The 14,618-nt window shown below is 62.6% G+C and carries 11 protein-coding genes; 8 read left to right on the forward strand and 3 right to left on the reverse strand.

All coding sequences use genetic code 11. The annotated features are described in order from the left end of the window. Positions 1-103 precede the first annotated feature (103 nt). From lepA to pdxJ, 6 genes are all read left to right on the forward strand, one after another. On the forward strand, positions 104-1,897 hold the full coding sequence (gene lepA, locus AB5Y59_RS16900; RefSeq protein ID WP_010675641.1) for a translation elongation factor 4: 1,794 nt from the start codon (positions 104-106) through the stop codon (positions 1,895-1,897). Positions 1,898-1,900: 3 nt separating this feature from the next. Next, positions 1,901-2,824 carry a signal peptidase I gene (lepB, locus tag AB5Y59_RS16905; protein WP_368212409.1) on the forward strand — a complete coding sequence of 308 codons (924 nt, stop codon included), beginning with the start codon at positions 1,901-1,903 and terminating at the stop codon, positions 2,822-2,824. Next, positions 2,825-3,496 (forward strand): ribonuclease III, encoded by a 672-nt coding sequence (gene rnc / locus AB5Y59_RS16910; protein WP_010675639.1) that lies wholly within the window; start codon positions 2,825-2,827, stop codon positions 3,494-3,496. Positions 3,497-3,557: 61 nt separating this feature from the next. Further along, positions 3,558-4,457, forward strand: coding sequence for a GTPase Era (gene era, locus AB5Y59_RS16915; RefSeq protein ID WP_010675638.1), 900 nt, complete (start codon positions 3,558-3,560; stop codon positions 4,455-4,457). After that, complete coding sequence (gene recO, locus AB5Y59_RS16920; RefSeq protein ID WP_039040537.1) at positions 4,458-5,168, forward strand: DNA repair protein RecO; 711 nt, start codon at positions 4,458-4,460, stop codon at positions 5,166-5,168. Positions 5,169-5,325: 157 nt separating this feature from the next. After that, complete coding sequence (gene pdxJ / locus AB5Y59_RS16925; RefSeq protein ID WP_010675636.1) at positions 5,326-6,063, forward strand: pyridoxine 5'-phosphate synthase; 738 nt, start codon at positions 5,326-5,328, stop codon at positions 6,061-6,063. A 141-nt stretch (positions 6,064-6,204) separates the two neighbouring features. On the opposite strand, the gene AB5Y59_RS16930 is transcribed toward pdxJ, so the two are convergent. The 3 genes from AB5Y59_RS16930 to barA all read right to left on the reverse strand — a co-directional run bounded on the left by AB5Y59_RS16930 (position 6,205) and on the right by barA (position 10,395). Then, on the reverse strand, positions 6,205-7,092 hold the full coding sequence (locus AB5Y59_RS16930; RefSeq protein WP_368212410.1) for an N-acetylmuramoyl-L-alanine amidase: 888 nt from the start codon (positions 7,090-7,092) through the stop codon (positions 6,205-6,207). A gap of 32 nt (positions 7,093-7,124) precedes the next feature. Then, positions 7,125-7,610 carry a DUF1456 family protein gene (locus AB5Y59_RS16935; protein WP_368212411.1) on the reverse strand — a complete coding sequence of 162 codons (486 nt, stop codon included), beginning with the start codon at positions 7,608-7,610 and terminating at the stop codon, positions 7,125-7,127. 64 nt (positions 7,611-7,674) lie between these two features. Further along, positions 7,675-10,395 (reverse strand): two-component sensor histidine kinase BarA, encoded by a 2,721-nt coding sequence (gene barA, locus AB5Y59_RS16940; RefSeq protein ID WP_182976337.1) that lies wholly within the window; start codon positions 10,393-10,395, stop codon positions 7,675-7,677. Positions 10,396-10,664: 269 nt separating this feature from the next. On the opposite strand from barA, the gene rlmD reads away from it, so the two are divergent. Next, entirely contained in the window at positions 10,665-11,987 is a 1,323-nt protein-coding gene (rlmD, locus tag AB5Y59_RS16945; RefSeq protein WP_319854995.1) for a 23S rRNA (uracil(1939)-C(5))-methyltransferase RlmD, read from the forward strand. Positions 11,988-12,336: 349 nt separating this feature from the next. Then, positions 12,337-14,547 carry a GTP diphosphokinase gene (gene relA, locus AB5Y59_RS16950; RefSeq protein WP_010675631.1) on the forward strand — a complete coding sequence of 737 codons (2,211 nt, stop codon included), beginning with the start codon at positions 12,337-12,339 and terminating at the stop codon, positions 14,545-14,547. Positions 14,548-14,618: the final 71 nt, after the last annotated feature.

The following is a 14,618-nucleotide window of genomic DNA, read 5'->3' on the forward strand; positions in this document are numbered from 1 at the left end:
ATTTGTGGGGCCCGCCGACTAAAGATTGGCCGTCGACCGGGTTATCCAGTAAAATCCTGCCCTCATATCCGACCCTAACTTAATTTTGAGTGATTCTTGCTCGATGAAACACATTCGTAACTTTTCGATTATTGCGCACATCGACCACGGTAAGTCGACCCTGTCGGACCGTTTGATCCAGACTTGCGGCGGCCTGTCCGATCGCGAGATGCAGGCCCAGGTGCTGGACTCCATGGATCTGGAGCGCGAGCGCGGCATTACCATCAAGGCACAGAGTGTGACCCTGAACTACCAGGCACAAGACGGTAACACCTATCAGCTGAACTTTATCGACACCCCGGGCCACGTGGATTTCTCCTACGAGGTTTCTCGCTCCCTGGCTGCCTGTGAAGGGGCACTGCTGGTGGTGGATGCCGGTCAGGGGGTTGAGGCACAGACTCTGGCCAACTGCTACACCGCCATGGAAATGGATTTGGAAGTGGTGCCGGTGCTGAACAAGATCGACCTGCCGGCCGCAGAGCCCGAGCGGGTTGCCGAGGAGATCGAGGACATCGTCGGCATCGACGCGGTGGACGCGGTGCGCTGCTCCGCCAAGACCGGCCTCGGTGTCGATCTGGTGCTGGAAGAGATCGTCGCCAAGATCCCGTCCCCGGAAGGGGATCCGGAGGCGCCGCTGCAGGCGCTGATCATCGACTCCTGGTTCGACTCCTACCTCGGGGTCGTGTCGCTCGTGCGGATCAAGAACGGTTCCCTGAAGAAGAACGACAAGATCAAGGTGATGAGCACCGGTCAGGTGTGGGGTGTAGATCGTATCGGTATCTTCACCCCCAAGCAGGTGGACACCGACGGCCTGGGTTGTGGCGAGGTAGGTTGGGTCGTCTGCGGCATCAAGGACATCCACGGTGCGCCGGTGGGGGATACCCTGACCCTGGCCAAGCACGGTGCCGAGAAGGCGCTGGCCGGCTTCAAGAAGGTGAAGCCCCAGGTCTATGCGGGCCTGTTCCCCATCTCCAGCGATGACTACGAGTCCTTCCGCGATGCGCTGGAGAAGCTCTCCCTCAACGACGCCTCCCTGTTCTACGAACCGGAGAGCTCCACGGCGCTGGGCTTCGGCTTCCGCTGCGGCTTCCTCGGGATGCTGCACATGGAGATCATCCAGGAGCGTCTGGAGCGTGAATACGATCTGGATCTCATCACCACCGCACCGACCGTGGTCTACGAGATCGAGCTGAACGATGGCTCCACCATCCACATCGACAGCCCGGCCCAGATGCCCGCCATCAACAACATCAAGGAGATGCGCGAGCCCATCGCCGAGTGCCACATCCTGCTGCCGCAGGAGTACATGGGCAACGTCATCACCCTCTGCATCGAGAAGCGCGGCGTACAGACCAACATGGTCTACCACGGCAAGCAGGTGGCGCTGACCTACGAGATCCCGATGGCGGAAGTGGTGCTCGACTTCTTCGACCGTCTGAAGTCCACCAGTCGCGGCTACGCCTCCCTTGACTACGGCTTCAAGCGTTTCGAAACCTCCGACATGGTCCGTCTGGACATCATGATCAACGGCGAGCGGGTCGACGCCCTGGCCATCATCACCCACAAGGAGAACGCCCAGTATCGCGGTCGCCAGGTGGTGGAGAAGATGCGCGAGCTGATCCCGCGCCAGATGTTCGACATCGCCATCCAGGCCGCCATCGGCAACCAGATCATCGCCCGCAGCACCGTCAAGGCATTGCGTAAAGACGTCACCGCCAAGTGCTACGGTGGTGACGTGAGCCGGAAGAAGAAGCTGTTGAACAAGCAGAAAGAAGGCAAGAAGCGGATGAAGTCTCTGGGCCGTGTGGATGTGCCGCAAGAGGCCTTCCTCGCCATTCTCCACGTCGGAAAGGATTAATCGATGGCAAGCACCTTTTCCCTGATCCTCGTCGTCGTCACCCTGCTGACCGGCATCATCTGGACGCTCGACAAGCTGGTCTGGGCCAAGCAGCGGGCAGCCAAGATTGCCGCCGCCCGTGCCAATGCCGGTCCGGATGTGGACGAGAAGACACTGGCCAAGGTGGCCCCCATGCCGGTCTGGATCGAACAGACCGGCGGGGTTTTCCCGGTGATCGCGCTGGTGCTGATCCTGCGCTCCTTCATCTTCGAGCCGTTCCAGATCCCGTCCGGCTCCATGATGCCGACCCTGCTGGTGGGCGACTTCATCCTGGTGGAGAAGTTTGCCTACGGCCTCAAGGACCCGGTGACCAACACCAAGTTCCTCGAGACCGGTGAGCCGAAGCGCGGTGATGTGGTGGTCTTCAAGTATCCGCTGGATACCCGGGTGGACTACATCAAGCGGGTGGTCGGCATGCCCGGCGATCGGGTCATCTATCGCAACAAGGAGCTGATGATCCGGCCCAAGTGCGATGAGCAGGAAGGGAAAACGTGCCCCGGCTTCCAGAAGCTGGACGTCAAGTTCGAGCAGCGCGGCGAGTTCAGCCAGATGGGGATCCCGCTGGATCGCTACACCGAACAGCTGGGCGATGTCTCCCACGAGACCTTGCGCAACCCGCTGATGCCGGACCTGGTGGACCGCTACTATCGCCAGCCCGGGACCTACCCCGACGAGTGGGTAGTGCCGGAAGGCCACTATTTCGTGATGGGTGACAACCGCGACAACAGCACCGACAGCCGTTTCTGGGGTTTCGTGCCCGAGCAGAACCTGGTAGGCAAGGCGGTCGCCATCTGGATCAGTTTCGAATTCGAGCGCGAGGAAGGGTCCGGCTTGCCGAGCTGGGTGCCGACCGGTGTGCGCTTCAACCGCATTGGCGGAATCAAGTAAATGAATATCAAGATGAACAGACTGCAGTCCCGTCTCGGGCATGTCTTTCAGGATCCTGAGCTGCTGACCCGGGCACTGACCCATCGCAGCGCAGGGTCCCGTCACAACGAGCGCCTGGAATTTCTGGGGGACTCCATCCTGAGTCTGGTGATTGCCGATGACCTCTTCCACCGCTTCCCGCAGGCGGCGGAAGGGGATCTCAGCCGGATGCGCGCCACCCTGGTGCGCGAGAAGACGCTGGCCGAGCTGGGCCGGGAATTCGACCTCGGGGATCACCTGATCCTGGGGCCGGGGGAGCTGAAAAGCGGCGGTTTTCGCCGCGAGTCCATCCTGGCCGACACCGTCGAGGCGGTGATCGGCGCCATCTATCTGGACACGGATCTGGAGCGGGTGCGCAGCCTCCTGCTCGGCTGGTATGCCAGCCGCCTTGGCGAGATCAAGCCCGGGATCGAACAGAAGGATCCCAAGACCCGTCTGCAAGAGATCCTGCAGGGCAGCCGCAAATCCCTGCCGACCTATACGGTGACCAACGTCAAGGGCGAGGCCCACAACCAGGAGTTCACCGTCCAGTGCGAAGTGGATGGGCTGGATGGCCCCCTGGTCGGGATCGGCTCCAGCCGCCGCAAGGCCGAACAGGCCGCGGCGCAGCAAGCACTGGAACGGCTGTCATGAGCACCATGACGGATCCGGCACTGTGCGCTCTTTTCACTCCATCAGCATTGGGAACGCGGTCATGACAGATACCACCTATTGCGGCTTTGTCGCCATCGTGGGCCGCCCCAACGTGGGCAAGTCCACCCTGCTCAACAAGTTGCTTGGCCAGAAGGTCAGCATCACCTCGAAGAAGCCTCAGACTACCCGTCACCGGATCCTGGGGATCGACACCGAGGAGAACCATCAGACCATCTATGTGGATACCCCGGGTCTGCACATCGAGGAGAAGCGGGCCATCAACCGCCTGATGAACCGCGCCGCCACCAGTTCCCTGGGGGACGTGGCCATGGTGGTGTTCGTGGTGGACGGCACCCACTGGACCAAGGATGACGAGATGGTGCTGGGCAAGCTGCGCCACCTCAAGTGCCCCGTGGTGCTGGCGGTCAACAAGATCGACAACGTCAAGGAGAAAGAGGATCTGCTGCCGCACCTCGAGTGGCTGGGTCAGCAGATGAACTTTGCCCACATCCTGCCCATCAGCGCCGAGAAGGGTACCAACGTGGAGAAGATCCGCGAGTGGGCCAAGGATCTGCTGCCGGAGAACGTCCACTTCTTCCCGGAAGATTACGTGACCGACCGCTCTTCCCGCTTCATGGCCTCCGAGATCATCCGCGAGAAGCTGATGCGCTTCACCGGTGAGGAGCTGCCCTATTCGGTGACGGTGGAGATCGAGCGCTTCAAGGTCGAGGAAAACGGTCTCTACCACATCCACGGGCTCATCCTGGTGGAGCGCGAAGGCCAGAAGAAAATGGTCATCGGCAACAAGGGCGAGAAGATCAAGACCATCGGCACAGAGGCGCGCATCGACATGGAACGGCTGTTCCAGAACAAGGTGCATCTCGAGCTGTGGGTCAAGGTCAAGTCCGGCTGGGCCGACGACGAGCGGGCCCTGCGCAGCCTCGGGTATGGCGACGACTGATTGCTGACCCCGGCTTTCGTCATCCACAGTCGGCCCTATCGGGAGACCAGCCAGCTGGTCGAGGTCTTCACCCAGGATAGCGGTCGATTCACCCTGGTGGCTCGCGGTTCCCGCGGGCCACGCTCCTCTCTGAAGGGGCTGCTTCAGCCCTTCACCCTGCTCACCATTGCCTGGCGCGGCAAGGGGGATCTCAAGAACCTCACCCAGGTGGAGTGCCCGGATCACTCGTTGCGCCTCGGCGGGGATCGTCTCTTCTACGGCCTCTATCTCAACGAGCTGGTCTACTACCTGCTGGAAGCGCACACCCCCTTCCCCGAGGTGTTCGACGCCTATGCCCGTGCCATCATGGCCCTGGCGGACGGCGAGACCCCGGAGCTGCCCCTGCGCCGCTTCGAGTTCCTGCTGCTGCAGGCCCTGGGCTACGCGGTGGACTTCGAATATGCCGCGGACGACGACTCCCCCATCGACCCCACCCTGCTCTACGGCTTCGAGCGGGAGCTCGGCTTTGTCGCTTGCGAGCGGGCGCCGGATCCCCGTACCCTGTTCCTCGGCGCCCACCTGCTGGCCTTCGCCGAGGGGCGTTTTGACACGCCTCCCTTGCTGCAGGCGGCCAAGCGTTTCAGCCGACTGGCGCTGCAGCCCTATCTCGGCAAGCGTCAACTGAAGAGCAGGGAGCTCTTTTTGAAGCGAAAAGGCAGTGTTTCAAGCTGATTTTTATTATCTGGTGATGTTTTGTGTTTATGACATCGCCTTTCATGAACAATAATGCTGTCGCCGCGACCAGAACCGGCCTGCGGCGGCACATGGACAGAGGAGCGGGCTCCACCCGCTCCGGCATTCACAGATGACCTGTATCAAGGAGTAAGCAATGAGCGAGATCTACCTGGGTGTGAACATCGACCATATCGCCACCCTGCGCAACGCCCGCGGCACCCAGTATCCGGATCCGGTACAGGCCGCCTTCGTGGCCGAGCAGGCCGGTGCCGATGGCATCACGGTCCACCTGCGGGAAGATCGCCGCCACATCACCGACCGGGACGTGGAGATCCTGCGCCAGACCATCCAGACCAGGATGAACCTGGAGATGGCGGTGACCGAGGAGATGATCGGCATCGCCTGCCGCATCAAGCCCCACTTCGTCTGTCTGGTGCCGGAGAAGCGCACCGAGGTGACCACCGAGGGTGGTCTGGACGTGGCGGGCCAGCTGGACAAGGTGACCGATGCGGTGACCCGTCTTGCGGCCGTCGGTGCTCAGGTATCCCTCTTCATCGATGCGGATCCGTTGCAGATCGATGCGGCCGCCGCGAGCGGTGCTCCCTTCATCGAGATCCACACCGGCCGCTACGCCGATGCCACCACGGATGCCGAGCGCAACGCCGAGTTCAAGCGCATCGCCGCCGGTGCTTCCTACGCCGCTGGCAAGGGCTTGAAGGTCAATGCGGGCCACGGTCTGCACTACCACAACGTCAAGGCTATCGCCGCCATCCCCGAGCTCTATGAGCTCAACATCGGTCACGCCATCATCGGTCGCGCCGCCTTCGACGGTCTGGCCAAGGCGGTCAGCGACATGCGTGCGCTGATGCAGGAAGCCCGTCAGGGGATCTGATGCCGCTTCGCAGGTATGAAAACCACAAGGGACGCTTCGGCGTCCCTTGTGGTTTTCAGGAGTGGAAGGCGGGGTGAACCCCGTGCTCATCTGGCATGGGGCCGGGCATCCGTGTGCAGAGGGCGAAAGGGAAGGGGCGTCTCAGCCTGGTTCCGGGAAGTAGCGCTCCAGCAGGGCGGTGAGGATGGCCTGGCACTCGGCATCCGGCTCGCCGGTGACCAGGGCGGGGCGAAAGTGAAGCTGGAAGGCGCGCAGGACGGCGCGGCTCTGCTCATCCCAGGCGCCGTGCTGGGGTAGGCCGTAGCCGTAACGGGCAAGCTGCTGCTGCCATTGCAGCGCATCCCAGGGGATGAGCTGCGTCTGGCGCAGCTCGGCCACCCGGGCCTCGTCGGGCCAGGCGCCGACACCGTAGCGCAGGGCGAGCTCGCGCCAGGGGAACCGGGGGCCGGGATCCTGCTTGCGCTCGGGGGCGACATCGCTGTGGGCCAGCACCTGGGTGGGGGGGATCTGGTAGCGCTCGACCAGATCCCGGGCGAGTGCGCCGAGGGCGGCGATCTGGGCAGGGGGATAGGGTTGCCAGTGTCTCAGATGGGCGGGCAGGGCCGCGTCTTTCTCGTCATACCCGAGATTCACTATCTCGATACCGAGCGAACTGGCGTTGAGCCCGGCGTAGTGATGCCAGCGACTGCGTCCGGCGTGCCAGGCCCGCTGGCTGTCGGGCAGCAGCTGGTAGACCGGGAACGGTTGCTCGTCGGTGTCGCGGGGGATCAGGTAGTGGGCGCTCACCTTGTGCTCCGGCTCGGTCAGCAGGAGCAGGGAGCGGGCATCCTCTTCATCCGTGTAGTGCAGGATGAGAAAGGCGATGCGCTCGTTCTGGCTGGCGCTCTGATGCTCCTGATTGAGACGATAGGGCGCAGGCTGGCAGGCGCCGAGCAGCAGGATGAGGGGCAGTGACCAGCGCCAGCGCGCCGCGAACCGGCACGCGCCGCCGCTCGCCGGGCGTGGAGCCAGCAGGCGGCGCCAGCCCATGGTCTAGCCTCGCACCTGGCCGGAGGCGGTCATCAGGGCGCGGGCCTGTATTTGGCGGTGAGGCCAATCAGGAAGTTGCGCAGGATCTGATCCCCGCAATCCTGATAGTGCTTGTGATCCCTGGCACGGAACAGGGCGCTCAGCTCGGACTTGGAGAGGTTGAAGTTCGCGAGCTTGAGGGTGCCCAGCATCTCCTCTTCCTTGTAGTTGAGGCCGATGCGCAGCTTGCGCAGGATCAGGTTGTTGTTGATCCGGTTCGGGATCACCTGGGGCGGGGCATCTTCCCGCACACCGCGGCGCAGGGCGATGAAGCCGTCGAGGAACTGGCTCAGTGCCGAGTCCGGGCAGGCGGAGAAGCCCGCTTCCTGTGCCTCGCCCTCTTCGGCCTCTTTCATCAGCCAGCCGTGCAACTGGGCATGGGTGATGGCCAGATTGCCCTTGGCAAAGATCTCGACCATCTGGTCGTTGCTGATGCTGAGGGCATAGCGCAGGCGGCGCAGAATATCGTTGTTGGTCATGTTGACTCCTGTGGAAACGGCGCAGATGTTACCACCTGCCGCCTGTCCAGTCAGAAAAAGCGCCTCAGTCGGTCAGGGCCAGGTAGCGGGGTGCCTCTTGCCTCACCTGCTCCAGGGCATCCTGCAGCTCCAGCAACTCGGGTTCCAGATCGCTCACGGCGACCCCGTCGCGCAGCTGCTGCTCGAGCTGGGAGAGCAGTCGTTGCAGACCCGGCACCCCGGAGTAGGCGCAGCCACCGTTGAGGCGGTGGAGCTGGGCCAGCACGTCTGCATCGTCGGCACTCCCTTCCAGCGCCGCCGCCAGGATGGGCTCCACCTCGTCGAAGCTGGCCAGCAGCATGGTCAGCATCTCCCGGGCGAGGGCTGGCTTGCCGGCGGCCTGACGCACGGCAAGGGGCCAGTCTATCTGCTGATCCCCGTGATTCTGGTGCCGCCGGTGGGCGAAGTCGGTGATGAGCTGCGCCAGCATCCCCTCGTCGATGGGTTTGGCCAGGTAGTCGTCCATGCCCTGCCGAATGAGGCGCTCCCGCTCACCGGGAATGGCATGGGCGGTGACCGCGACGATGGGGGTCTCGGTGTTGAGGGAGTGGTGGCGGATCGCCTGGGTGGCGCTGATGCCGTCCATGACGGGCATCTGGATATCCATGAAGATGATGTCGAACGGCTGGCTCTGGGCCAGGTTGACCGCCTCCTTGCCGTTCTTGCACACCACCACCTCGGTCACCATCTCCTTGAGCATGGCGGCGATGAGCTTGAGGTTGGCGGCGTTGTCATCCACCGCCAGCACCTTGACAGCCTGCACGCTGCGCGGCGTCGGCGCGGGCAGGGGGGCACGGCGTACCGCCTCGGGGGAGAGCAGAGCGTGCAGCAACTTGCGATGGTTGATGGGCTTGGAGAGGCAGTGGACGGCGCCGTGGGCCAGCATGGCGTCGTAGAGGGCCGGCTCGTGGCTGCTGAGCAGCACTATGGTGTTCTGCTGGCCGTCCAGTCCGTCGAGACGGGCAATCACCTGCTGCGGGCTGTGCAGGGTGCTGCTGCCGATGAGCACCATGTCCTGGCTGCTCATCGGGGGCCACTCCTCGTCCACCGTCAGGGAGTGCACATCCAGGTGCCACTCTCCCAGCAGGGCAAGCAGGGAGGCGTGAGTGAAGGGATCCGGCTCCAGCAGCCAGACCCGCTTGCCCTGGATGCGATCCAGCGGAAGCCGCTCGCTCTGGGGCAGGGGCGAGACATCCAGATCCAGGTGGAACGAGAAGACCGACCCCTTGCCGAGTTCGGATTCGAAGCGGATCTGGCCCCCCATCTGCTGCACCAGCTTCTGGGTGATGACGAGCCCGAGCCCGGTGCCCCCATAGCGGCGGGAGATGGAGGAGTCTGCCTGGTTGAAGGCCTGGAACAACTGGCGCTGCTGCTCTTCCGAGATGCCGATGCCGGTATCGCGAATCAGCACCCGCAGGCGCACCTTGTTGCCGCTGGATTCCCCGGTCTGCTCGACACGCACGTCCACGTTGCCTCGCTCGGTGAACTTGATGGCGTTGCCGGTGAGGTTGGTGAGCACCTGCTGCAGACGCATGGGGTCTCCGGTGAGGTAGTCCGGCACGGCGGCATCCACCTGGAGGGAGAGTTCGAGCTGCTTGTCGTGGGCGCTCGGCCCCAGCAGGTGCATGGTCTCGTTGAGGGTGTCCCGCAGGCTGAAGGGGATGTGCTCGAGCTGCAGCTTGCCCGCCTCCAGCTTGGAGAAGTCGAGGATGTCGTTGATGATCCCAAGGAGGTTGCGCGCCGACTTCTCGATGGTCTGCATGTAGTCGGTCTGGCTCGGGGTCAGACTGGTCTTGAGCAGCTGGCGGGTGAAGCCGATGACCCCGTTGAGAGGGGTGCGCAGCTCGTGGGACATGTTGGCGAGGAACTCGGACTTGACCCTGGCCGCCTCCTGGGCGCGCTTCTTCGCCATGTCGAGCTCGACGTTCTGGATCTCGATCTGCTCGAGGGTCTCCCGCAGATCCGACGTCGCCTGATCGATGTTCTGTTGCATCTCCTCGTGATATTCGGAGAGCGCCTTGGCCATGGCGTTGATGCCGTTCTTGAGCATGTCCAGCTCGCCGGTGAGCTGGCCGCTGACCCGGGTATCGAGTCGCCCCTCCCTGATCCGGTGCACCGCCTGCACCATGTCGGTGATGGGCTGGGTCACGCTCTTGACCAGACGGAAGCCGAACAGGGCGCTGATGGCCAGCCCGATGAGCACGATGATGACCGCGAAGAAGGCGTCGCGGTACTGCAGGACGATGGCCCTGTCCGTGGCGAGTTGCATGGAGATGTAGCCAATGACCGGCGGTTCCAGGTCGCTTGGCAGCGGGAAGCCGTCCAGGCTGGTCTCTGCCTGGATGGGGGTGCGCAGTATGATGTCATCGCCGTTGACGGAGACGCTGGTCAGGGCCGGGATGACGCTGCCGTCCGGCAGACGAAGCTGGCTGAAGTCCCTGTGGTAGTTGGACGTCACGAACAGCTGGTTCTCCTGGGTGAAGACGGCGATGGACTTGATGAAGGGCGAGTTCTTGCGATGGGTGAGCCCGATCAGCCGCTTGAGGGATTCGCGGCTGTGCTGTGTCATGCCGTATTCGCTGGCGATGGCCAGGGGCTCGATGATGTTGATGCCCTGATCGATGAGGTTGTTTTCCAGCTGCTGATAGCGGTGGAAGGTGAAATAGCCAGCGATGAGGCCGCCGATGATGAGGGTCGGCAAGATGGTGAAGGCCAGCACCCGGGCCCTGAGACCGTACTTGGTCATGCCGCCGACCCGCCTTTCGCAAGAGAAGCCATGACCCGGGGCGCATGCAGGCACCGGGGTCGGGCAGGCAATACAGTCAATGTCGCTGTACGGGGTCTCAGGCCGTATCCGGTCATATCAATGGGCCACTTTTGGTCAGAATGGACGATGGGGCGGATGCCGCGGCTGGGGCCCTCAGGCCGTATTTGGTCATACGATTATTCTTGTGGGACAATGGTCTGCCGCAGATTCCACAATCATGACATAGCCACCTATAGGCACCAAGTTTTATGGCCCAGTTTTTCAAGCCCCAAAAGAAATCCACCCAGCCCCAACGTATTGAATTTACGGTAGACAGTCTGGATCACCACTGTGTCGGCGTCGGCCGTCATCAGGGCAAGGCCATCTTCGTCGAAGGGGCTCTGCCCGGCGAGGCCATCAAGGCCCGCATCATCGACGACAAGAAGCACTATGCCCACGCCGCCCTGCAACAGGTGGTGACCCCGGCCGTCAACCGGGTCGCCCCCTTCTGCGACCACTATCGCGAGTGTGGCGGTTGCAGTGCCCAGCACCTGGGAGAGGGAGATCAGCTGGCGGCCAAGGAGGCGGGACTGGTCAGCCTGTTCGAGCGCCTTGGCAACATCCAGGCGCCAGCGTTGGCACCTGCGCTGACGGGGGAGTCCCGCGCCTACCGCCGGGTCTGCCGTCTGGCCATCAAGTTTGACAAGAACGGTCGCTGCACCCGGGTGGGCTTTCGTCGTCGCCAGTCGAACGATCTGGTAGAGATTGCCGGCTGTCCTGTGCTGGCCGAGCCCCTCTCCGCCCTTATCGCCCCTCTGCGCGAATGCCTCAACCGGCTGAAGAGCCAGCGCGAACTGGGCCATGCGGAACTCATTCAGGGGGAGCAGGGCATTCTGATGCTGCTGCGCCACACCGGTCGCCCCACCGAGGCGGATCGGGCGCACTTGACCGAGTTTGCCACCGCCCAGGGGATAGACCTCTATCTGCAGGCGGCGGACGAGCAGATCGAACCTCTGCGTCAACAGTCTCAACCAAGTTACACGCTGGATGGCCTGTCTCTTGCATTCGCTCCCGGCGACTTCATCCAGGTCAACGGGCCCGTCAACCAGCGCATGGTGGAGCAGGCATTGAGCTGGCTCGACGCAGGCAAGGATGACAAGGTGCTGGACCTCTTCTGCGGCATCGGCAACTTCACCCTGCCGCTGGCCCGTCAGGCCCGCGAAGTGGTGGGGGTGGAAGGGGAGTTCGCCATGGTGACGCGTGCACAGGAGAATGCCCGCCGCAACGGTATCGACAACGCCCGCTTCTACAAGGCGGACTTGAGCGGCGACATCGTGGGCATGTCCTGGGCCCGGGAAGGGTTCGATCTGGTACTGCTGGATCCGGCCAGACCCGGGGCGCTGGAGGTGATGAGCCACGTGGTGGCACTTTCCCCCAAACGGGTGGTCTATGTTTCCTGTAACCCGGTCACCCTGGCCCGTGACAGTCAGGTGCTGGTGCAGGGGGGCTACAAGCTGACCCGTCTGGGGATGCTGGACATGTTCCCCCACACCGGTCATCTGGAGTCCATGGCGCTGTTCGAACGGGGCTGAGTCGAGGCGACTGCATTATTCTGGATGAATCAAGATGCGGTCGTGATGATTTTTCGATGTGCATGATGCTGCCAGAGTGAGGTAAAACAGGTGTTTTTCGCTGCCTTCAACGGGCAGGGCAGAATGCGGTTATCTTGGTTTTCCAGCGGCGGCAGCGCTGTTTGAGCGGGAGTGATTAGGGTAATCTAGGTCGTCGATAGTGGATCGGATGCGGGGAAGAGCCCTGTCACCTTGCGCGGTGACATGCCTTGAAAACTCTTTCATGCATCCCCATTTGAGGCAGTCATCAGTTGATGAGGGGATGAGGAGAGCATCGGCTTTCGACCCCACACTTTTAAGGATTGATACCATGGTTGCGGTGCGCGATATTCATTTGAAAGACAATTTCACTCTGGATGAGTGGGTCAGTTCCCTTACCCTGAGTGAAAGTGACAAGAATCAGTTGCGAACCGTCTACCAGTATTGCCTGACCCTGGGTGACGAAGCGCTCACCAACCGCCTGCTGGTCCGCGGGGTCGAGATGGTGGGCATCCTGCTGATGCTCAGCATGGATCTCGCCACCCTCAAGGCCGCCATTCTCTATCCCTTCGTCGAAGCCGGTCTCATCAGCCAGGAAAAGGTGAACGAGGACTTCGGCCCCAAGATCGCCAAGCTGGTGGAAGGGGTGCTGGAGATGGAGGCCATTCGCTCCCTGCAAACCCTTCACCGCAGCGAAACCTCGCCGGAGCAGGTGGACAACGTGCGCCGCATGCTGCTCGCCATGGTCGAGGACGTGCGCGCCGTGGTCATCAAGCTGGCGGAGCGCATCGCCTGCCTGCGTGAGGCGAAGAAGGCGGATGAGGAGACCCGGGTGCTGATGGCCCAGGAGATCACCAACATCTATGCCCCCCTTGCGAACCGCCTCGGTATCGGTCAGCTCAAGTGGGAGCTCGAGGATCTCGCCTTCCGCTACCTGCACCCGGACACCTACAAGCAGATCGCCAAGCAACTGGACGAGAAACGGCTCGACCGCGAGCGCTACATCCGCGAATTCGTGCAGTCCCTGCGCGATGCCCTGGCCGAGGCCGGCGTCGAGGCCGAGGTCTATGGCCGACCGAAACACATCTACAGCATCTGGCGCAAGATGCAGAAGAAGCACCTCGAATTCAACGAGCTGTTCGATGTGCGCGCGGTGCGGGTGATCACCAAGCGGCTGCAGGATTGCTACGCGGCGCTCGGTATCGTTCACACCCATTTCCACCATATTCCCCGCGAATTTGACGACTATGTCGCCAACCCCAAGCCCAATGGTTACCAGTCCATCCACACCGTGGTGGTGGGGGAGGAGGGCAAGACGGTGGAGATCCAGATCCGTACCGAGCAGATGCATCAGGATGCGGAGCTCGGTGTGGCTGCGCACTGGCGCTACAAGGAAGGGGCCCAGGCCGCTGCCAAGACCAGCACCTTCGAAGACAAGATCGAATGGCTGCGCAAACTCCTCGCCTGGCAGGAGGACCTCTCGGAGAGCGGCTCCTTGCTGGACGATCTGCGCAGTCAGGTGTTCGAGGACAGGGTTTATGTCTTCACTCCCAAGGGCGATGTCATCGACCTGCCGGCAGGGGCGACGCCGCTCGACTTCGCCTATCACGTGCACAGCATGATCGGTCACCGCTGCATCGGCACCAAGATCGACGGTCGTATCGTGCCCTTCACCTATACGCTGCAAACCGGTGATCAGGTGGAGGTGATCACCCAGAAGGAGCCGAACCCGAGCCGCGACTGGATGAACCCGAACGCCGGCTTCCTGCGCTCCAGCCGGGCGCGGGCCAAGGTGGCCACCTGGTTCAGAAAGCTGGACCGGGACAAGAACATCGCCGCCGGCAAGGAGCTGCTGGAGAAAGAGCTGGACAGACACAACCTCACCCTCTCCAAGGTGGACAAGGTGGTGCTGGAGCGTTTCCATGCGGAGGAGCTGGAAGATTTGCTGGCCGGTATCGGCAGCGGCGACATCCGCATCAACCAGCTGCTCAACTACCTCGACACCCGCTACAACAAGCCGACGGCGGAAGAAGAAGATCGCCGTCTGCTGGAGAAGCTGGAGCAGAAGGCCAATGTGCCCTTCCGCCCCAAACCCAAGGATCACATCGTGGTGGAAGGGGTGGGCAACCTGATGACTCACATCGCCCGCTGCTGCCAGCCCATCCCGGGGGACGCCATCCAGGGCTTCATCACCATGGGACGGGGGGTTTCCATCCACCGGGAGGATTGCGAGCAGCTCAAGGAGCTGTCGCGTCGCAACCCGGAGCGCCTGATCGATGCGGTCTGGGGGGAGAACTACTCCGGCGGTTACGGTCTCACCATCCGCATTCTCTCCAACGACAGATCCGGCCTGCTGCGCGACATCACCACCGTGCTCGCCAACGAGAAGATCAACGTGATGGGAGTGCGTTCGCGCTCCAACGTGCGCGAGCAGACCGCCGAAATAGACATGGAGCTGGAGATTTACAACATCAACGCCTTCAACCGGGCGTTGGCCAAGCTCAGTCAGCTCAACGACGTGATCAGCGCCAAGCGGCTGTAATGCTCAACCGACCGGCCCCAGTGGCCGGTCTGCATTTTCTCCCTCCTTGCAGAGCATTGAAGACGGATATC

It is taken from the genome of Aeromonas sp. s10, from assembly GCF_040907975.1.
In the GTDB taxonomy this organism is placed as follows: domain Bacteria; phylum Pseudomonadota; class Gammaproteobacteria; order Enterobacterales; family Aeromonadaceae; genus Aeromonas; species Aeromonas caviae.